Source organism: Rahnella aquatilis CIP 78.65 = ATCC 33071, assembly GCF_000241955.1.
Taxonomy (GTDB): Bacteria; Pseudomonadota; Gammaproteobacteria; order Enterobacterales; family Enterobacteriaceae; genus Rahnella; species Rahnella aquatilis.
Window position 1 is genome coordinate 3,558,509 of the sequence record NC_016818.1, and the last position, 19,714, is coordinate 3,578,222.

Here is a 19,714-nt window from a genome sequence, read left to right on the forward strand (position 1 = left end):
TACACAACTATGCCCCTTAAAAGCAGCCCACAGAATGCCAAGCCACAGGAAATTGCGGCGATCGATCTCGGGTCGAACAGTTTCCATATGGTCATCGCACGCGTCGTTAACGGCGCGCTGCAGGTCCTGGGACGCCTGAAACAACGCGTTCATCTGGCCGATGGCCTCGATGCCAAAAATGTGCTCAGTGAAGAAGCCATTCAGCGCGGGCTGGATTGCCTGGCTTTATTCGCCGAACGCCTGCAGGGGTTTGCGGAAAATAACGTCACTATTGTCGGCACGCATACCTTGCGTCAGGCAGTGAACGCCGAGGAATTTCTCAGGCGCGCCAAAGAAGTCATCCCCTACCCGATTGAAATCATTTCCGGTCAGGAAGAAGCGCGACTTATTTTTATGGGCGTTGAACATACGCAGCCGGAAAAAGGTCGCAAGCTGGTGGTCGATATCGGTGGCGGCTCAACAGAACTGGTCATCGGAGAAGATTTCGAGCCGTTACTGGCCGAAAGCCGCCGTATGGGCTGCGTCAGTTTCGCGCAAATGTTTTTCCCCAATGGCGAAATCAGCCGCAGTAATTTCAAACGTGCGCAGCTCGCTGCCGCGCAAAAACTGGAAACTCTGGCGTGGCAGTATCGTCTGCAAGGCTGGCAGTATGCTTTGGGTGCGTCCGGCAGTATTAAAGCGGCCCATGAAGTGCTGGTCGCAATGGGCGAGAAAGACGGCTTAATTACCCCTGAGCGGCTGGAAATGCTGACCGAAGCGGTACTGAATTTTAAGCATTTCAGCGCACTGGATTTGCCGGGCTTATCGGAAGACAGGCAATCGGTGTTTGTGCCGGGGCTTGCCATTCTGCGCGGCGTGTTCGATGCACTGGCAGTCAAAGAGCTGCGTCTTTCTGACGGCGCGCTGCGTGAAGGTGTGCTGTATGAAATGGAGGGTCGCTTCCGTCATCAGGATATCCGTACCCGTACTGCGAAAAGTCTGGCTGAGCATTACAATATTGACCGTGAACAGGCGCGCCGCGTGCTGGATACCACAGAACAATTGTATGCCCAGTGGCTGGCGCAAAATACCAAGCTGGTGCAGCCGCAACTCGAATCACTGTTGAAATTCAGTGCCATGTTGCATGAAGTCGGTCTGAGTATTAATCACACCGGCATGCACCGTCATTCCTCGTATATCCTGCAAAATACTAACTTGCCGGGATTCAACCAGGAACAGCAAACGTTGCTGGCTACCCTGGTACGTTTCCACCGCAAAGCCATCAAGCTGGAAGAACTGCCGCGCCTGAATCTGTTCAAGAAAAAACACTACATTCCGCTGATCCAGCTTCTGCGTTTAGGCGCATTGCTCAACAATCAGCGCCAGTCGACAACAACGCCTGAATCCCTGCGGTTATCCACCGATGATAATCACTGGACACTGCGTTTCCCGGCTGGCTATCTGGCGCAGAACAACCTGGTTCAGCTGGATTTCGAAAAAGAACAGAGTTACTGGGATGACGTGACGGGCTGGAAACTGATGCTTGAGGAAGAAGACGGCATTGGAGGAAACTAAGCGTTTCGCTGCAATAAAAAAGCCCTCTGGCATCTGATGCTCAGGGGGCTTTTCTTTCCGGCCGGCAGGCAGGCAATTTCAGGGGGTCGGGAATTCCAGCAGTTTGTTTAACGGTTCCGGTTTACCCACCAGATAACCCTGCATGTAATCCACACCTAACGCGTGCAGCGCGGTTTTCTGTTCTTCAGTTTCCACATACTCGGCCACAATCGACAGATGCTTCATGCGCGCCACCTGACAGATTGACTGCACAATGTAGGCGTCCAGCGAATCAGTCAGCATATTGCGCACAAAGCTGCCGTCAATTTTGAGGATATCGGCCTGAATCTCCTTCAGACGACCGTAGCTGGCATAGCCTGTACCGAAGTCATCAATCGCAATCCGGCAGCCGTAAGAACGCAATTCCCGCATCGCCATGTCGGCATATTTCATGTTCTGCAATAAATGCGACTCGGTGACTTCCAGCACGATCTGGAACGGTTCCACCTCATATTCCAGCATCAGCGTTTTAAAATCGCGGGTAAACGTCGGGCGGCACAACGTTGAGGGCGTGAAATTCACCGCAAAACGCAGGCTCGGCAACCGAACACGGTTCTGATTAATAAACATCAGCGTATGTTTCAGCACCCACATATCCAGCTGATACGACAAACCGAATTCATGCACCACAGGCAGGAATTTATCCGGTGTAACCAGCTTTTCATGCGCACCATCAGACATACGCAGCAGGATTTCATGATAACTGTCGCCGCGTACCCCGAAGATAGGTTGTGCCATCAGCACGAAGCGATCGTCATCCAGTGCCCGCTGGATTTTATGCAGCATGTCGACTTTTTCTCTGATCTCCAGTTGCACCTGACTGTGATCGTTTTTATTCGATTCCGGCTGCCCGGTGGTCAGGGAAACTTCGGCAATACCGCTCAGTTCGCCCAGTAAAACCGGCAGATGTTCCACCGGCGAATACACCGTACAGTACGATAAACCTATATTGGGATGCAGCGGCAATCCGTTCCAGATCAGACGGAAATCTTCCAGATAATCATGCAAATTCTGCAATTTTTTATCCGTGTCTTCGCAGTTAAGCCGTAAGACTAAATCATAACCCGGCAAATGATAGACCCGCTCACCCGCCTGCAGATAAGGTTTCAGTCCGAGCGCCAGTTGCTGTTTAAACTGGATGCGCAACTGCATGCCGTAATTACGGCTCAGCATATCCATATCCGAAACACGAATAAAACACAGCATGGAACGCGGATAGCGCGCCAGATCACGGTTGAAGGCGCGCAGGTTAGGCAGGCCAAATACCGGATCCTGCAACGCGGCGGCACTGGATCTTTTCATCAGCAAACGCTGTCGCGAAGCAATGGCCGCCATCAGCAACAACGTAATGGTATAAACCAGCATCAGGGCGGAGACGAACACCAGATTATGAACAAAACTCTGTTCGGAGATAAAACCCTGATAAAAATTAAATAAAATCGTCAGGGTGAAAGTCCACACGATGCTGATAAAGTAATAACCGTAGCGCCATGCCCCAAACAGCAATACCGGGAACAGTAGCGTCAGCGTGTAATCGCTGAGTAAAATCTTCATAAACGGCTCACTCAGTCCCTGCAGACACAGCAGCGTGACCATGACACCCAGAGCCGCAAACCACAGCACCATCTCAGTAAACTTCACGCCCGGTGCCAGTTCTTTACGCAACCTCGTGCACACCACACGTAAATAATGTGGCTTGCGGATAATACGTATCAGCAGATAAATCACATGCGAGTTAAGCAGAATACCGAGGATCATCGCCTGTAAATTGACCAGTGTCCTGAGGGTGAAAAAGTCCCGCGTCGCCATGCCGAGATAATCGGGCAGCAGTCCGCTTTCAATCACAATCTGCAATACGATGACTAAAAATAACGTCAGGAAAATCAGCAACCAGCCAACCCGGACTTTCGCCAGATTCATCAGCCCGAGCGGTGCGGACCAGCGGCTTCCCGCCTGCCAGCGATAACCCAGCCAGGCCAGAGACAGTGCGGCGAAATAAATCACCGTCATCAGTGTGCCCATCTCGAAGCCAACGCGCAGGTAATAACGCAGGAAAAGCGTCAGGGCGATGCCTGGCAATGCGGCCCAGTCAAATACCATCAGTAGCGCGACGCAGGTCGCTATCGGCATATAAATAAGATAAGTACGGCCATCCGGCAGGGAAATCATCGGAGAAAGCCACGACGTCACCGGGATCAGCATCAGCGCACAAATCGCGGGAAGTCCCCACCATTTATGGCGCATGTCTTGCCAGGAAAAATTTTTACGCATCAAGTCCATCTAAGTTTTGCGCATGAACGTCATGCGGCAGTGAAGGGTTCAGGGTATAACGGACATCAGACAGGCAGTCCGGTGACGGTGGCCACAGGTTCCGTCCTCAATTATCGTCGTAAAAACGTCATCTCACAGAAAAAGCGCAGAAGAAAAAAGAATACAGCGGAGGCCGGGACATAAATTTTAAAATATGGCTGGATTCTAATGTGACTTATCTTAAATCCCTTGATGTATATCAATAAACACAATCTTTATGATTTGACAAAAATTCATCTCAAACAAATTCATCGCGTGATTAATGAAATGATTTTTATTGGCAAGTGAATGCGCTCATTGCTACGAATAATGAAAAGTCTTACGTTTTGATGGATTTATAACGCCTTAAACCACAGGTTTACGTTTAATCCGATTATCTGGCTGCCTGTTTAGATGTGTTATATATTGTAAACGCTATCATTTGCGCCTCTTCTTCATTCCTTCACCGGAGCAACGATTTACTTAAGCGATTAAATTATGTCTCGAAAAACCAACATCAGAATGACGAAAATCGTTTTAGCGATAAGCTTCATTATTTTGTTCGGGCGTCTGGTCTACTCCGCTATCGGAGCATATTCCCATCATCAGGATCAAAAACAAACCCGGACCGCTACGCAAGCTGTGGAGCCACAGGAGCCGACTCCCGAAAAAACCTGTACCGGCACGCTGAAAACCTGCCGTTACTCAAAGGACTAAGGATCTCAAATGTCTGGTGGAAAACCGAAAAATTATGGCCAGAAACTGGCTGAAAGCCGCAGCAGGATCCTCGATCTCCTTCTGAACACCGATGACCTCGCCGACAGTATTCTGGGCGAGGAACCTGACGTTGATGGCGACACGCGCGCACAACTGATGGACAACACCGCCGAGCTGACCTCGCGGGTAAAAAGTCTTCACGCGGCGGACGTTGCGGACGTACTGGAAGCACTACCGATACGTGAGCGTCTGGCGCTGTGGCGGTTGGTAGAGCCCGCTGCACGCGGCAAAGCGCTGGTGGAAGTCTCAGAAACCGTCTGGGACAGTCTGATCGAAGAAATGAGCGATAAGGATTTGCTCAAAACCATGTCACTGCTGGATGTGGACGATCAGGTTTATCTGGCAGAGTATTTGCCCCGCGACCTGATTGGCCGCGTACTGACCTCGCTGGATCCCCGTCAGCGCGAGAAAGTCCGCGAAGTCATGAAATTCAGCAAAGAATGCGTGGGCCGCATTATGGATTTCGAGTTGCTGACCGTTCGCCCGGATGTCTCGCTGGGCACTGTTCAGCGCTTTCTCCGTGCGCGCAAGTCAATCCCGCAGGCGACCGATAAAGTCTTTATTACTGACCGGAAAAATACGCTGCTCGGCGAATTGCCGCTGACCACCATTTTACTGAACTCACCGCATACGCTGGTTTCTGACGTGATGATCACCGATCTCAGCAGTTTTGAACCAGAGGACAAAGCCGAAGACGCCGCCAGTGCGTTCGAGCGTTATGACCTGATCACCGCTGCCGTCGTGGATAAAAAAGGCAAACTGATGGGTCGCCTGACGGTGGAAGAAATCGTTGATTTCGTCAATAACGACACTGACAGCAACTTACGCCGGATGGGGGGCTTAAGCCCTGAAGAGGATGTTTTCTCGCCAGTGACTAAAGCCGTGCGTAACCGCTGGGCATGGCTGGCCATCAATCTGTGTACGGCGTTTGTGGCTTCCCGCGTGATCGGCCTGTTTGAACACACTATTTCGCAGCTCGTTGCGCTGGCCGCGCTGATGCCCATTGTTGCCGGTATCGGCGGGAATACCGGGAATCAAACCATCACCATGATTGTCCGCGGGCTGGCGCTGCACCATGTTCAGCTCGGCAATCTGAAATTCCTGATGTTCAGGGAGCTGGGCGTGGCACTGATCAACGGTCTCGTCTGGGGCGGATTAATGGGAATTGTCACCTGGCTGCTCTACGGCAACTGGGAGATGGGCGCGGTAATGACGCTGGCGATGGTGCTGAATTTGCTGCTGGCCGCACTGATGGGCGTCGTGATCCCGCTGACCATGGTACGCCTGGGCCGTGACCCGGCGGTCGGCTCCAGTGTAATGATTACCGCACTGACAGACACCGGTGGATTCTTTATTTTCCTCGGCCTTGCCACTATTTTCCTGCTTTAACGAATGAATTCCGGCTTTCTGGCCGGAAAATTCGTTATCTATTACAACGTAATGTAGAATTTATATTAATAATTAATGCTGATATTCCGGTATTCATCATCCCCTGCCGCAGCTCATCCTGCTGTAGCGGCTTGATAACAGAAACAAATAAAGATCACTGCGACTGCCTGCACCGTTCCGTCAGCCAGAAAAAGGTTTCCACTGTGGAAAATAGCAAACCGCCCTCGCCTGGGTTTAATCAGGCAAACTGGACATCCTGCTTACTTTTAGGCATCTCAATCTGCCTGCTGGCCTTTGCCTGCATGAGTATTATTCAGAAGTCGTCCAGCCTCGCCGGATTGTGGCTGCCAACGGCATTGCTGATCCCGGTTTTATTCCACCACCGCTATCGCGACTGGATCCCGCTGTTGTGCGCCGCCGCTCTGGGTATCGCGGCAGCACATACGGTTATCGGCACGCCCCTCTTCCGCTACCTGCCTTATCTGCTCAATAATCTTATTGAGGCCTCTCTGTGTGCGGCGTTATTGCGCAGAATGTTGCCGGCACAAGACCCGCTTTCCGGGCTGGGTTCCTGGGGAAAATTCTTTTTCGTCGCGGTGATCTTCTGCCCGCTGGTCAGCGCGTTAATCATGCTGTTACTGATTGCGCATATTCATTCTCCGGCGGAATTACAAAGCCGCTTTGCGACCTGGTTTATGTCAGAAGCCGTGGCGATCCTCGCCCTCACGCCGCTGGGGCTTATCTACCAGCGCGGCTATCTGGTTAAACTGCTCACATCGCCGCGTTTTTTCGGACTGCTTCTGACGTTAGTGCTGACACTGGCCGCCGGTTTTCTGGCGCTGAAATGGCTGCCTTATACTTTCGCGTTTATCACCATCCCGCTGCTGTGGTCCGCCATTCGTCTACCCCGTATAGAAGCATTCATTATTTTTCTGTCGATGACGCTGATGATTGCGTTACTGCATACCAGCGGCATTATCTCCGTTCAGCAGCATCTGGCGGCGCATATTCCTGAGGGGTTAATTTTCCTGCCGTTGCTGCTGATTCTGATGCCTGCGAATGCCATGGCGATGGCGATGCATGCGCTGAGCACTGAAAAATCCCACATCACGCAAAGTGAAAATCGCTTCAGAAACGCCATGGAATACTCAGCGATTGGTATGACGCTGGTATCGCCGGAAGGCAAACTGCTGCAGGTGAACAAAGCGTTATGTCATCTGCTGGGATATGAAGCGGAGTATCTGACGACCCTGACATTCCAGGAGATTACCTATCATGACGATCTGGGCAAAGACCTGGCGCTGTTGCAGCAACTGCTGAACGATGAAATCCAGAGTTACACCCTGGAGAAGCGGTATCTGCGCCGCAGCGGCGAAATTATCTGGGCATTCCTCGCCGTATCACTGGTGCGCGATGAACATCATGAACCGATGTATTTCATTTCTCAGATTGAAGATATTAACGAACTCAAGCATACCGAAATGACCAACAAGCGTCTTTCGGAAGCGCTGCATGAAGAAAAAGAACTGCTGCATATCACGCTGAATTCTATCAATGAGGCGGTGATCTCAACCGACCGTAACATGAATATTACGTTCATGAATCCGGTCGCAGAGAAAATGACCGGCTGGACAGAACAGCAGGCTCAGGGGCAACCGGTCAGCCGCATTGTGCTCATCAGCAAAGGCGCGGGAGGGCCGCTTATCGACGATCTTTTGCAGTTTGATATCAATGAAAACCTGCACTCTTCGGTTGAGCGTTCGCTGGTTCTGCACGGCCAGCACACCGCTTTGTTTGATGTCCAGCTGGCAGTGTCACCGCTGCGTACCCTGAAAGACGAACCGATTGGTATTGTGCTGGTGCTACAGGATGTCAGTAAATCCCGCGAACTGATGCGAAAACTCAGTTACAGCGCCTCTCACGATTTACTCACCGGCTTGTCGAATCGTGGCAGTTTCGAATCGAGCCTGAAAAAAGCGCTGAATCTGACGGCCACACAACGTCAGCCTCACGGCCTGGCGTTTATCGATCTGGATCATTTTAAGGAGATTAACGACACCGCAGGTCATGCCGCAGGGGATGAACTGCTGCGCCAGATCAGCGCCCTGATGCAGGAAAATATCCGCAACAGCGACCGGCTGGCACGGCTGGGCGGTGATGAATTTGCGCTGATCTTATTTGATTGTCCGCCGGAACGGGGGCTGGGAACGCTTCAGCATCTGGTGGACAAAATCAACGATTTCAAATTCATATGGGAAGAAAATGCCTACCGGATCGGTGCCAGCGCAGGGATGACGCAGATAAATGATGCGAACGTTACCGGCAGCGAATACATGGCACAGGCGGATATGGCCTGCTACATCGCCAAACACAACGGACGCGGGCGGGTTTATAAATATGATCCGGTGCAAAAAACCGCCACCGCACACACCAGCGGCGCGATCCCGCCCGCAGGCTATCAGTCTGGCACAGGGAGGTGACGTTGATGCCCGTCTACGGCGTGTCCGGCTGCCAGTCGTTATTGAACCATAAATGCAGCGTGGCGTAGGTGCGCCACGGTTTCCAGACTTCAGCATAGCGGGTAATTTTCCCCGGCGTCATGCCCGGAAAACGCTGTTTAATCAGATAGTCGCCACCGAGAAAAATATCAGGCGCAGACCAGGCACGCATTGCGACATAACTGGCAGTCCAGTTGCCAATCCCCGGCATCGCCAGCAGCTGTTTTATTCCGTTCTGCACGTCATTGATGTCATTGAGCGGCAAACGCCCTTCTTCCACTGCCTGCGCAATATTAATCAGACAGGCCGCACGTTTGGCCTGTACGCCAATACTCCGTAAATCATCCACCGTTAACTGCCCGATCGCTGCCGGAGACGGAAACAAATGCGTCAGCACAGCAAACGGCGTACGCACCGGTTCACCCCATTTTTCGGTCAGCCGCGTTGCCAGTGTCGCCGCCATTTTTACGCTCACCAGCTGTCCGAGGATCGCCCGCACCACCAGTTCAAAACGGTCAGCACATCCCGGCAGGCGTAATCCCGGCGCATTTTCTGCCAGCGCCCCCAGACCGTCGGCGATAACCTGTGGCTGCGCGTCCAGATCCAGCAACCGCCGCACCTGTGCAGCGACGTTCTCCGCAACCGGCGAAAGCGACGACGACACTTCCAGCTCAACGCCATTTCGCTCAGGCAACGGCCGCAGCCGCAACCAGCCGGTCAGGCGTTCGCCGTTGTGCATCACCGCCAGCGTACGCTGATAGTATTCGCCATCCTGTTGCTCGACGCCCTGCAATGCACGCGCGCCGAGAAATGCCGTCATCCACTGCCAGTCATACGGGGGCTGATAGGTCAGAAACAGAGTTGTCACAGGATGATCCTTATAAAAAAGCCTCCCGGAAGGAGGCTATATGTCTCGCATCTCCAAAATAACTGGAGTTGCAGCAAGGCGGCAAGTGAACGAATCCCGGGGAGCTGACATAAGTCAGTGACCCGGGTTTGCGAACGCAGCCAACGCGGCTGCGGCTTCAGGTATGAAGGAGATTATTTTCTACGCCAGGTGGTGCCTGCCGGTCCGTCTTCTAACACGATACCCATTTCATTGAGGCGATCGCGCGCTTTATCCGCCATGCCCCAGTCTTTGCTGGCGCGGGCATCGTTACGCTGTTTAATCAACGCTTCGATTTCAGCCACTTCGTCATCGTTATCCGCCTGAGCTCCGGATTTCAGGAACTGCTCCGGATCCTGCTCCAGCAGGCCAAGCACGCCTGCCAGTTGCCGCAGTTCCGCCGCCAGACCGTTGGCCGCAGACAGGTCTTCCGTTTTCAGACGGTTGATGTCACGTGCCATATCGAACAGCACGGAATAGGCTTCCGGCGTGTTGAAATCATCGTCCATGGCCGCACGGAAGCGCGTAACAAAAGCCTCACCACCGGCTGGCGTTGCAGCGGCGTCAGTGCCGCGCAGTGCGGTGTACAGACGCTCCATCGAGGTACGCGCCAGTTTCAGGTTTTCTTCGCTGTAGTTTAGCTGGCTGCGATAGTGACCCGACATCAGGAAGTAACGCACGCTTTCCGCATCATAATATTTCAGCACATCGCGCACGGTGAAGAAGTTATCCAGTGATTTGGACATCTTTTCGCGGTCGATCATCACCATGCCGGAGTGCATCCAGGTATTCACATACGGGCCGTCATGGGCACAGCTTGACTGCGCAATTTCGTTCTCGTGGTGCGGGAACATCAGGTCAGAACCGCCGCCGTGAATGTCGAAATGCGCACCGAGCTGTTTGCAGTTCATCGCGGAACATTCGATATGCCAGCCCGGGCGGCCTTTGCCCCACGGAGATGTCCAGCTCGGTTCGCCCGGCTTGGACATTTTCCACAGTACGAAATCCATCGGATTGCGTTTCACGTTGGCTTCGACTTCGACGCGCGCCCCCGCCTGTAACTGATCCAGATCCTGACGGGACAACAGTCCGTAATCCGGATCACTTTCCACCCAGAACATCACATCGCCGTTCGACGCGACATAGGCGTGGTCACGGTCAATCAGCGTCTGCACGATATCGATAATTTCGTGAATGTGCTGCGTGGCGCGCGGTTCAGAGTCAGGTGGCAGAATGTTCAGTGCAGCAAAATCAGCGTGCATTTCGCCAATCATACGGTCGGTCAGCGCCATAAACGTTTCGCCATTTTCAGCGGCACGTTTAATGATTTTGTCGTCGATATCGGTGATGTTACGCACATATTTCAGGTCATAACCCAGGTAGCGCAGGTAACGGGATACCACGTCGAAAGACACAAAAGTGCGACCGTGGCCGATATGACACAGATCGTAAACAGTGATCCCACACACGTACATCCCGACTTTACCGGCATGAATTGGCTTGAATTCCTCTTTTTGGCGACTCAGGGTATTAAAAATCTTCAGCATCAGGCTATTCCGTGTGTTGGGCGTAGAAAATGACGTTGGCGCGTTTAAGCGACACTACCGCGTATAATATAACGAAAATGATTTCACCGAAACGGCATAAGGCCGCCGGACGGGCTTTAGTCATCACAAAGCCGCTGCTGACGGCAACTTTTGAGTTATGGTATAAGAAAAGGCTATAGTAGCCGCTCTTACTAAGAGCACACATCAACATTAGCAGGATGATAATTATGGTCACTTTCCACACCAACCACGGCGACATCGTCATTAAAACTTTCGCTGACAAAGCGCCAGCTACGGTTGAAAACTTCCTGAACTATTGCCGTAAAGGCTTCTACGACAACACAATTTTCCACCGTGTGATTAACGGTTTCATGATCCAGGGCGGCGGTTTTGAGCCAGGCATGAACCAGAAAAACACCGATGCGCCTATCAATAACGAAGCAGACAACGGCCTGAAAAACACCAAAGGCACGCTGGCGATGGCACGTACCAACGATCCGCACTCTGCCACGGCACAGTTCTTCATCAACGTCACTGACAACGATTTCCTGAACCACAGCGGCAAAAACGCACAAGGTTGGGGTTACTGCGTATTCGCAGAAGTGGTTGAAGGTCAGGACGTGGTTGACGCGATCAAAGCGGTGAAAACCGGTCGCAGCGGCATGCACCAGGACGTTCCAAAAGAAGATGTTGTGATCAAAAGCGTCACAGTCAGCGAATAATCAACGTCGGGATGACCACGTTTTTTATCGCAGATATCCATCTTTGCGCACAGGAACCGGCAATCACTGCCGGTTTTCTGCGTTTTCTGCGTGAAGATGCGCCGCAGGCCGACGCCCTGTACATCCTCGGCGACCTGTTCGAAGCCTGGATTGGCGACGACGATCCGCAACCGCTTCACGCCGATATCTCCGCCGCACTCAATCAGTTACACCAGCAGGGCGTGCCCTGCTTTTTCATTCATGGCAACCGCGATTTTCTGCTCGGCAGACGCTTCGCCCGCGACAGCCTGATGACACTGCTGCCGGAGAAAAAAGTGCTCGAGTTGTACGGACGCCGCGTGATGATCCTGCACGGTGACACGCTGTGCACCGACGATGTCGCGTATCAGAACTTCCGAAAAAAAGTCCACAACCCGCTGATCCAGAAACTTTTCCTGATGCTGCCGCTGAAATGGCGACTGGCGATTGCCGCCAGAATGCGCGCCAACAGCAAGGCATCAAATCAGGGTAAATCACTGGAAATTATGGATGTGAACCCGCAGGCGGTGGTCAGCGAAATGCAGATGGCAGGCGTCGAGTGGATGATCCATGGTCATACCCATCGCCCGGCCATTCACGAGGTACCGCTGGGAAATAAAACCGGCCACCGCGTCGTACTCGGCGCGTGGCACGAGGAAGGCTCGATGGTGAAAGTCACCGCCGATAACGTCGAGCTGATCAGATTCCCGTTTTGAGTCACCTCAAAATATGACTGGTACGCCTGAATGGAAGCGGAATTGCTCGTCCGGCGTGAGTATCAGTTCCGCTTCAATTCTGCCAAACTCTTCTACCCGCTCGCTGATATCTGTCCCGGCGTATTGCTCTGCCAGTGCCAGATAATCGGCGAAATGCCGTGATTCTGAACGCAGCAGTGAGGTATAAAAGCGCGACAAGGTTTCATCAAGATGTGGCGCAATTTTGGCAAAGCGCTCGCAGGAACGCGCTTCGATGTATGCCCCGATAATCAGCCGGTCAACCAGAATATTCAGATCATCATGATGACGGGTATGTTTGATCATCCCGCTGGCATAGCGCGACGGTGAAAGCTGGGTATAAGTAATATTGCGTTTTTGCATGATTTCCACCACCTGCTCAAAGTGGTGAAGCTCTTCCCGTGCCAGACGCGCCGCGCAAAACAGCAACTCGGTGCGCTCAAGGTATTTGGTCATCAGGCTCATCGCCGTGGCCGCCGCCTTCTTTTCACAATTGGCGTGGTCGATCAGCATTACCGTCTGATTTTCCAGCGCCACATCCACCCACAGAGCGGGTGTTTCACAGTGAAGAAAATCATAAATCGGTGCCAGTAAAGCCTGGGTCATAAATCAGTTTCCGGTGAGGTTTGTCATAAACAGAATGGCTCGGATTATACAAATCTGCTGCAAACTTCTCATCAAAAATGCGCCGTTTCCCGGCGACGCAACCGTTTTCCTCCCTCGCGGAGCGTGCTATCATTTGCGCCCTCGCAGTTTCTATTTCCGAATCACAGGAGCTTTACAGACATGTCATCCAACGTTACCCCGGCAAAAATCGCCATCGTTATGGGGTCTAAAAGTGACTGGGCGACCATGCAGTTCGCCGCCGACGTCCTCACAACGCTGAATATTCCTTTCCATGTCGATATCGTCTCCGCTCACCGTACGCCGGACAAATTGTTCACTTTCGCAGAGCAGGCTTCCGCTAACGGTTTTGATGTGATCATCGCCGGTGCCGGTGGTGCAGCGCATTTACCGGGCATGCTGGCAGCGAAAACGCTGGTGCCGGTGCTGGGTGTGCCGGTGCAAAGTGCTGCACTGAGCGGCATCGACAGCCTGTATTCCATCGTGCAAATGCCGCGTGGCATTCCGGTCGGTACGCTGGCGATCGGTAAAGCGGGTGCCGCCAACGCCGCGTTGCTGGCGGCGCAGATTCTGGCGCTGCACGATGCTGAGATTGCCAAAAACCTGGCCGCGTGGCGCACCGCACAAACTGACGAAGTGCTGAATAACCCCGATCCGCGGGAGGAAGCATGAAGCCGGTTTGCGTACTCGGAAACGGCCAGTTAGGCCGGATGCTGCGCCAGGCCGGTGAACCGCTGGGCATCGCCGTGTATCCCGTCGGCCTTGATGCCGAACCGGAAGCCGTGCCGTATCAGCAAAGCGTTATCACGGCTGAAATCGAGCGCTGGCCGGAAACGGCGCTGACCCGTGAACTGGCGACGCACAATGCGTTCGTTAACCGCGATATTTTCCCGCGTCTGGCTGACCGCCTGACGCAAAAACAATTGCTCGACCAGCTCGGTCTGGCGACCGCGCCGTGGCAGTTACTGGCTGATGTCGCCGAATGGCCGCAGGTTTTCTCACAGGTCGGCGAACTGGCGATTGTTAAACGCCGCGTCGGCGGCTACGACGGCCGTGGTCAGTGGCGTCTGCGTTCCGGGGAAGAAAATACCCTGCCACAGGATTGCTATGGCGAATGCATCGTTGAACAGGGCATCAATTTTTCCGGCGAAGTTTCGCTGGTCGGCGCGCGGGGTCACGATGGCAAAACGGTCTTTTATCCGCTGACCCACAACCTGCATCAGGACGGCATTTTGCGCACCAGCGTTGCGCTGCCACAACCGGATACTGCCCTGCAACAGCAGGCTGAAAGCATGCTGTCGGCAATCATGAACGAACTGAAGTATGTCGGCGTGATGGCGATGGAATGTTTCGTGGTCAGCGAAGGTTTGCTCATCAATGAGCTGGCACCGCGTGTGCACAACAGCGGTCACTGGACGCAAAACGGCGCATCCTACAGCCAGTTTGAAATGCATCTGCGCGCCATTCTCGGTCTGCCGTTGCCGAAACCGGTGGTGAGCACACCGTCAGTGATGGTGAATCTGATTGGCACGGATGTGTCAGAAAAATGGCTGAGCCTGCCGCTGGTCAATCTGCACTGGTATGAGAAAGATGTGCGTCCCGGCCGTAAAGTCGGGCACCTGAATCTCAACGACGCCAGCGCCAGCCTGCTGAAAGACAACCTCAACGCACTGGTCCCGATGCTGCCGGAAGAATACGCCAGCGGCATTGAATGGGCAGTTGAAAAGCTTTGATTTGATCGGCTCCCTCCCCTGCGAAGGGGAGGGTTGGGGTGTGAACTGAACCCCTAAACTTGGACACCAGGTTAGTGCAGGGGGAGGCGTTTAGAAACTACGAGTCGTATTGCCGGAACAGCGCCCGCCCCCGTAGCAACCGCACACCCAGCCAGCCCCCGCAAACCGACAGCAGCACCGCGCTGACCACCGGTACCGCAATCCACATCAGATAATTCGGTTCCCATGGGAAATCGAAAACCTGGCGTTGCAGCAACCATAACGCGGCTTCCGCACCGATGGCGGCGGCGACTCCTGCCACCAGCCCGAGCACGGCAAATTCACACCACAATGTCCGGTGCAGCATTTTTTTGCTGGCCCCCAGCGTGCGGTACACAATCAGCTCCTGACGGCGCTGGCGCATACCGACCTGAATCTGCGCCAGCAACAGCAAGCCGCCGCACAACATCACCAGGATCACCATCACTTCCAGCGCCCTGCTCACCTGCTGCAACACCAGTCCGATCTGACGCAGGATTGAACCGATATCCAGCAGACTCAGCGTCGGGAACTGGCGGTTAAGCTGCGTGATCGTGCGGTCATCACCGTGATACCGGAAACTGGTCAGCCAGCTTTGCGGCTGTGCATCCAGCGCACCCGGCGGGAAGATGAAGTAGAAATTCGGCTTCAGGCTGTCCCAGTCCACTTTACGCAGGCTGGTGATTTTGGCGCTGAACTCCTGCGTATCACCGCTAAACGTGACGGTATCGCCGAGTTTGAGCCCCAGACGCCCCGCCAGTCCTTCATCAACCGACACTTCACCGGCTTTTGGCGGCCCGTTACCGGCGACCAGCGGATTATGATCCGGCAGCCCTTCCATCCAGGTCAGATTCAGCTCACGGTTCACCGCTTCGCCGCCTGCGTCATCCGGCTTAATGATGTCGGTGGCAATCTGGTCGTTAATTTTGGTCAGACGAACCCGCACAATCGGATAGAAGGTTTCCGGTTCCGCGTTATGCTGATGCAGGAAATCCGTCACCTGCGGAATTTGCTCTTTGGTGATATTGAGCAGGAAGTAATTCGGGCTGTCCGGCGGCAGTTGTTGTTCCCAGCGGTCCAGTAAATCCCCGCGCATCACCAGCAGCAACGCCAGCAACATAAACGACATCGAGAACGCCGCCAGTTGGCTGAGCGTCACCCACGGCTGGCGCAGCAGGCGGTTCACCGCCAGACGCAGCGGTAACTGGCGGAGCGTCAGCTTGCGTAACAGCAGCAGAGCGCCCCAGCCAATCAGGCCAAGCAGCAACGAAAGTACCAGCACGCCTGCCAGCAATGACCAGAGCAACGAACTGCCGCCCATCAGCGCCGCCAGCAAACCGACCACGACCACCACCATCACCGGCAGGAAATAACGCAGCGGCCAGACGTTCGCCACCACATCCTGACGCAGCACCCGCAGCGGCTGGGTTGCCAGCAACTGACGATACGGACGGATGCCAATCAGCAGAGAAATCACCACCATCGCGCCCATCGACCACACCCAGGGCCAGCCACCGGCAGGCGGTAATTCTGCAGGCAAAACCGGCGCCAGCACTTTCATCAGGATGACTTCAAATACCAGCCCGACCACGCTGCCGCACAACCCCGCCAGCACCAGCACCGCGAGCCACTGTCCGATAATCAGTTTTTGCAGCGCCTTTTTCCCGGCACCCAGCGTTTTCAGTACCGCAACCAGATCATAACGGCTGCGGCAGTAATGCCCCATCGACACGGCAATCGCGGCGATTGACAGCATCAGGGTCAGCAGTGCCGACAGCGTGAGGAATTGCTGAGAGCGCTGTAATGATTTGCCCAATGCCCCGTCGGAATCTTCCATCCCGCTCCAGCGTTGATCCGGCTTAAGCAGGCCTTTTATCGCCTCACCATAACTCTGAATGGCCTGCGGTGAACCGGCAAACATATAGCGATACGTCAGACGACTGCCCGGCTGAACAGCGCCGGTTTTCGCCACGTCATCCAGATTCATGATCACACGAGGCGCGGTCTGGAACGGGTTAAAACCTGAATCCGGCTCCTGAACAATCACACCGGCAATTTTCAGCGTGGTATCGCCCACATCCAGATTGTCACCGACTTTCACGTTCAGCAGCGCCAGTAAACGCGGCGCAACCAGCACCGTTCCCGGCTCAGGTTTCAGCCCTGCCGGTTCGGTTTGTAACGTGCCATACAGCGGATACGCCAGATCGGTGGCTTTCACCGCCGCCAGTTGCGGCGTTTCGCCCGCAAAAGTCATGGTCATGAAAGAGAGCTGACGGCTGACTTTCAGCCCCTGCGCCTGCGCATCCTGCAACCAGGCTTCGGTGATCGGACGGGAGGAACTCAGCACGCGATCCCCGGCAATAAACTCGCGGCTTTGCTGACTCAGACCTTTGTCCATACGGTCGCTGATGCTGCCGAGCGCCAGTACACAGGCCACCGCCAGTGTCAGCGCCAGCCAGACGATCAGCAGCGATGGCGAGCGCCATTCCCGCCAGAACCAGCGCCAGATCATGCTTCCTCCCATAATTTCCCGTCGCGCAGGCGTAACCGCCGCTGACAACGCGCTGCCAGTTGTTCGTCATGCGTGACCAGAATCAGCGTCGTCGCCGCATCGCGGTTCAGTGAGAACAGCAGATCAACGATACGTTCGCCGGTCACGCGATCCAGATTACCGGTCGGCTCATCGGCAAAGAGCAATTTCGGCTTGCCGATAAAGGCCCGCGCCAGCGCCACACGTTGCTGTTCGCCGCCGGAAAGTTGTGCCGGAAGATGGTGAAGACGTTCGCCCAGCCCGAGGCTTTCCAGTAACTGCACCGCCTGCTGACGGCTGCTGCTGTCACTTTCGCCGCGCAATAACGCAGGAAGCTGAACGTTTTCCAGGGCGTTGAGTGTCGGCACCAGCATGAAAGACTGAAATACAAAGCCGACATTTTTTGCCCGCAGCGCCGCGCGCCCTTCCTCATTGAGTTCGCCAAGGGATTTGCCCAGTAATTTCACATCACCATGGGTTCCGTCATCCAGCCCGGCAAGAATGCCCAGCAAGGTGGATTTACCGGAACCGGATTCGCCAATCAGGGCAATTGTCTGGGCAGGTTTGACAACCAGCTCCACACCGGACAGGATGGTGAGCTGACCTTCACCCTGACCGACGTGCTTACTTAGATGATGAACTTCAAGAACATTTTCCGCTGGCATCTCCCCTTCCTTATTTTGTCAGTATTATTGAGTTTTCGCGCCGTTGCTGCTGATAACTTGCTGATTATTGGCGACAGTTTGAGTGCAGTTTATCGCCTTCCGGTCGCCGAATCCTGGCCGACATTACTGAATAACGCATGGCAAAAAGAAGACAGTAAGCCCACCGTTATCAACGCCAGCATCAGCGGCGATACCGCTGAACAAGGACTGGCACGCCTGCCGTCTTTACTGCAACAACATCACCCTCGCTGGGTGCTGATTGAACTGGGCGCCAACGACGGGCTCCGCGGTTTCCCGCCACAAGCGCTTTCCCGGACGCTGACGCAGGTGATCACACTGGTCAAACAGGCTGGTGCCCAACCCCTGCTGATGCAAATCCGTCTGCCGCCCAATTATGGCCGCCGCTACGGCGATGCGTTCTATGCCATTTATCCGGCGCTGGCAAAGCAGGAAAATATCCCGCTGGTGCCGTTCTTTATGGAGCAGGTCGCCGTAAAACCTGAATGGATGCAGGACGACGGTTTACATCCGGCCCTGGCAGCCCAGTCGTTTATTGCCGGATGGATGTCAGAAAAACTCACGCCGCTGCTGACGCATTAAGGTTAAAATACGACGAATAAAATAATACCGGGACGTGAGTAAAACCAAGACGTTACCTTTTTTCCCCGACTCCCTAGTAAATCACAGTCATAAAAAATAGGGACACCTCACAGGTAAAGTTATGCAAAAAGCAGTATTAATCACCGGTTGTTCCAGCGGTATCGGGCTGGTTGCCGCACAGGATTTGCGCGCACGCGGTTATCGGATCCTGGCGGCATGTCGGAAAACTCAGGATATCGACACACTGCAGCAGATGGGTTTTGAAACGGTTCAGTTGGATCTTGATGACAGACAGAGCGTCGAGCTTGCAGCCGCCGAGGTCATTGCGCTGACAGGCAACCGTCTGTATGGCTTGTTTAATAATGCGGGTTATGGCGTTTACGGCCCGCTCAGCAGCATCAGCCGCGAGCAGTTCGAACAGCAATTTTCCACCAATTTGTTTGGTACACATCAACTGACACGGCTTCTGTTACCCGCCATGTTGCCGCACGGCGAAGGTCGCATTATCCAGACCAGCTCGGTAATGGGGCTGATCACGACGCCGCGCCGGGGCGTTTATGCCGCCAGTAAATTTGCGCTGGAGGCCTGGTCCGACACGCTGCGCATGGAACTGCATGGCACCGGTATTCAGGTCAGCCTGATTGAACCCGGCCCGCTGAGCAGTAATTTCACCGCCAACGTGAATCAGTCGCAGACCGGCCAGCCGGTAGAAAATCCGGGCATTGCCCGTCGTTTTACACTCAAGCCGGAGGCGGTTTTACCCAAACTGCACCATGCTTTAGAAAATCCGCGCGCTCGCCTGCGTTATCCGGTCACCCTGGTCGCCCATGCACTGACCCTACTGAAACGCCTTTTACCCGCGCGCGTACTGGACAAATTATTACGCGGAAACAGCTAAGTAAAAGCGATAAGGGGTTGAAGCGGCAAGAGTCGCCCCCATTTGTTCTTAAATACTTTAATTTTCTATACCCTAAATAATTCGAGTTGCGGGAAGGCGGCAAGCCCACGAAGACCCGGGAGCTTAGATAACTAAGTGACCGGGCTGAGTGAGCGCAGCCAACGCATCAGCAGCTCGAAGTATGACGGGTAGC

The 19,714-nt window shown here is 54.1% G+C and carries 15 protein-coding genes; 9 read left to right on the forward strand and 6 right to left on the reverse strand.

Annotation, left to right across the window (positions count from 1 at the left end):
- Positions 1–9 precede the first annotated feature (9 nt).
- The gene (gene ppx, locus RAHAQ2_RS16190; protein ID WP_015698260.1) at positions 10–1,554 is read left to right on the forward strand and encodes an exopolyphosphatase; all 1,545 of its coding nucleotides are present in this window, start codon (positions 10–12) and stop codon (positions 1,552–1,554) included.
- A gap of 78 nt (positions 1,555–1,632) precedes the next feature.
- Here the strand turns inward: ppx and RAHAQ2_RS16195 are convergent, their stop codons facing one another.
- Entirely contained in the window at positions 1,633–3,864 is a 2,232-nt protein-coding gene (locus tag RAHAQ2_RS16195; protein ID WP_015698261.1) for an EAL domain-containing protein, read from the reverse strand.
- A gap of 744 nt (positions 3,865–4,608) precedes the next feature.
- Here RAHAQ2_RS16195 and mgtE point away from each other — a divergent pair.
- Complete coding sequence (gene mgtE / locus RAHAQ2_RS16205) at positions 4,609–6,048, forward strand: magnesium transporter (protein ID WP_015698263.1); 1,440 nt, start codon at positions 4,609–4,611, stop codon at positions 6,046–6,048.
- Positions 6,049–6,251: 203 nt separating this feature from the next.
- Positions 6,252–8,528 (forward strand): diguanylate cyclase, encoded by a 2,277-nt coding sequence (locus tag RAHAQ2_RS16210; protein ID WP_015698264.1) that lies wholly within the window; start codon positions 6,252–6,254, stop codon positions 8,526–8,528.
- A 13-nt stretch (positions 8,529–8,541) separates the two neighbouring features.
- Here RAHAQ2_RS16210 and alkA read toward each other — a convergent pair whose 3' ends face one another.
- Complete coding sequence (gene alkA / locus RAHAQ2_RS16215; protein ID WP_015698265.1) at positions 8,542–9,414, reverse strand: DNA-3-methyladenine glycosylase 2; 873 nt, start codon at positions 9,412–9,414, stop codon at positions 8,542–8,544.
- 173 nt (positions 9,415–9,587) lie between these two features.
- Positions 9,588–10,979, reverse strand: a complete 1,392-nt coding sequence (gene cysS, locus RAHAQ2_RS16220; RefSeq protein ID WP_015698266.1) for a cysteine--tRNA ligase — start codon at positions 10,977–10,979, stop codon at positions 9,588–9,590.
- A gap of 227 nt (positions 10,980–11,206) precedes the next feature.
- Here cysS and ppiB point away from each other — a divergent pair, with 227 nt between their 5' ends.
- Both ppiB and lpxH read left to right on the forward strand, forming a co-directional pair.
- Positions 11,207–11,701: a peptidylprolyl isomerase B gene (gene ppiB, locus RAHAQ2_RS16225; protein WP_013576575.1), complete on the forward strand. Its 495-nt coding sequence runs from the start codon at positions 11,207–11,209 to the stop codon at positions 11,699–11,701.
- 11 nt (positions 11,702–11,712) lie between these two features.
- Positions 11,713–12,435: a UDP-2,3-diacylglucosamine diphosphatase gene (lpxH, locus tag RAHAQ2_RS16230; protein WP_015698267.1), complete on the forward strand. Its 723-nt coding sequence runs from the start codon at positions 11,713–11,715 to the stop codon at positions 12,433–12,435.
- Between the two features lie 6 nt (positions 12,436–12,441).
- Here lpxH and RAHAQ2_RS16235 read toward each other — a convergent pair whose 3' ends face one another.
- Positions 12,442–13,059 carry a MiaE family protein gene (locus RAHAQ2_RS16235; protein WP_015698268.1) on the reverse strand — a complete coding sequence of 206 codons (618 nt, stop codon included), beginning with the start codon at positions 13,057–13,059 and terminating at the stop codon, positions 12,442–12,444.
- A gap of 180 nt (positions 13,060–13,239) precedes the next feature.
- On the opposite strand from RAHAQ2_RS16235, the gene purE reads away from it, so the two are divergent.
- Positions 13,240–13,749 (forward strand): 5-(carboxyamino)imidazole ribonucleotide mutase, encoded by a 510-nt coding sequence (purE, locus tag RAHAQ2_RS16240; RefSeq protein WP_013576579.1) that lies wholly within the window; start codon positions 13,240–13,242, stop codon positions 13,747–13,749.
- Positions 13,746–14,810, forward strand: coding sequence for a 5-(carboxyamino)imidazole ribonucleotide synthase (gene purK, locus RAHAQ2_RS16245; RefSeq protein WP_015698270.1), 1,065 nt, complete (start codon positions 13,746–13,748; stop codon positions 14,808–14,810). Before purE ends, purK begins: the two co-directional genes overlap by 4 nt.
- 97 nt (positions 14,811–14,907) lie before the next feature.
- Here purK and ybbP read toward each other — a convergent pair whose 3' ends face one another.
- Together ybbP and ybbA are read right to left on the reverse strand one after the other, a co-directional pair.
- On the reverse strand, positions 14,908–17,340 hold the full coding sequence (ybbP, locus tag RAHAQ2_RS16250; protein WP_015698271.1) for a putative ABC transporter permease subunit YbbP: 2,433 nt from the start codon (positions 17,338–17,340) through the stop codon (positions 14,908–14,910).
- Positions 17,337–18,023 carry a putative ABC transporter ATP-binding protein YbbA gene (gene ybbA, locus RAHAQ2_RS16255; protein WP_015698272.1) on the reverse strand — a complete coding sequence of 229 codons (687 nt, stop codon included), beginning with the start codon at positions 18,021–18,023 and terminating at the stop codon, positions 17,337–17,339. Before ybbA ends, ybbP begins: the two co-directional genes overlap by 4 nt.
- Here ybbA and tesA point away from each other — a divergent pair.
- Positions 17,994–18,623 carry a multifunctional acyl-CoA thioesterase I/protease I/lysophospholipase L1 gene (gene tesA / locus RAHAQ2_RS16260; protein WP_049796156.1) on the forward strand — a complete coding sequence of 210 codons (630 nt, stop codon included), beginning with the start codon at positions 17,994–17,996 and terminating at the stop codon, positions 18,621–18,623. The genes ybbA and tesA overlap by 30 nt on opposite strands.
- A 121-nt stretch (positions 18,624–18,744) precedes the next feature.
- Positions 18,745–19,521, forward strand: a complete 777-nt coding sequence (locus RAHAQ2_RS16265) for an SDR family oxidoreductase (RefSeq protein ID WP_015698274.1) — start codon at positions 18,745–18,747, stop codon at positions 19,519–19,521.
- The last annotated feature ends 193 nt before the right edge of the window (positions 19,522–19,714 follow it).

Coding starts and splice junctions, on each gene's coding strand:
- ybbP (WP_015698271.1), bottom strand. CDS start 17,340: ATGATCTGGCGCTGGTTCTGGCGGGAATGGCGCTCGCCATCGCTGCTG.
- ybbA (WP_015698272.1), bottom strand. CDS start 18,023: ATGCCAGCGGAAAATGTTCTTGAAGTTCATCATCTAAGTAAGCACGTC.
- purE (WP_013576579.1), top strand. CDS start 13,240: ATGTCATCCAACGTTACCCCGGCAAAAATCGCCATCGTTATGGGGTCT.
- ppx (WP_015698260.1), top strand. CDS start 10: ATGCCCCTTAAAAGCAGCCCACAGAATGCCAAGCCACAGGAAATTGCG.
- cysS (WP_015698266.1), bottom strand. CDS start 10,979: ATGCTGAAGATTTTTAATACCCTGAGTCGCCAAAAAGAGGAATTCAAG.
- ppiB (WP_013576575.1), top strand. CDS start 11,207: ATGGTCACTTTCCACACCAACCACGGCGACATCGTCATTAAAACTTTC.
- mgtE (WP_015698263.1), top strand. CDS start 4,609: ATGTCTGGTGGAAAACCGAAAAATTATGGCCAGAAACTGGCTGAAAGC.
- lpxH (WP_015698267.1), top strand. CDS start 11,713: ATGACCACGTTTTTTATCGCAGATATCCATCTTTGCGCACAGGAACCG.
- tesA (WP_049796156.1), top strand. CDS start 17,994: ATGAACTTCAAGAACATTTTCCGCTGGCATCTCCCCTTCCTTATTTTG.
- purK (WP_015698270.1), top strand. CDS start 13,746: ATGAAGCCGGTTTGCGTACTCGGAAACGGCCAGTTAGGCCGGATGCTG.
- RAHAQ2_RS16235 (WP_015698268.1), bottom strand. CDS start 13,059: ATGACCCAGGCTTTACTGGCACCGATTTATGATTTTCTTCACTGTGAA.
- RAHAQ2_RS16195 (WP_015698261.1), bottom strand. CDS start 3,864: ATGCGTAAAAATTTTTCCTGGCAAGACATGCGCCATAAATGGTGGGGA.
- RAHAQ2_RS16265 (WP_015698274.1), top strand. CDS start 18,745: ATGCAAAAAGCAGTATTAATCACCGGTTGTTCCAGCGGTATCGGGCTG.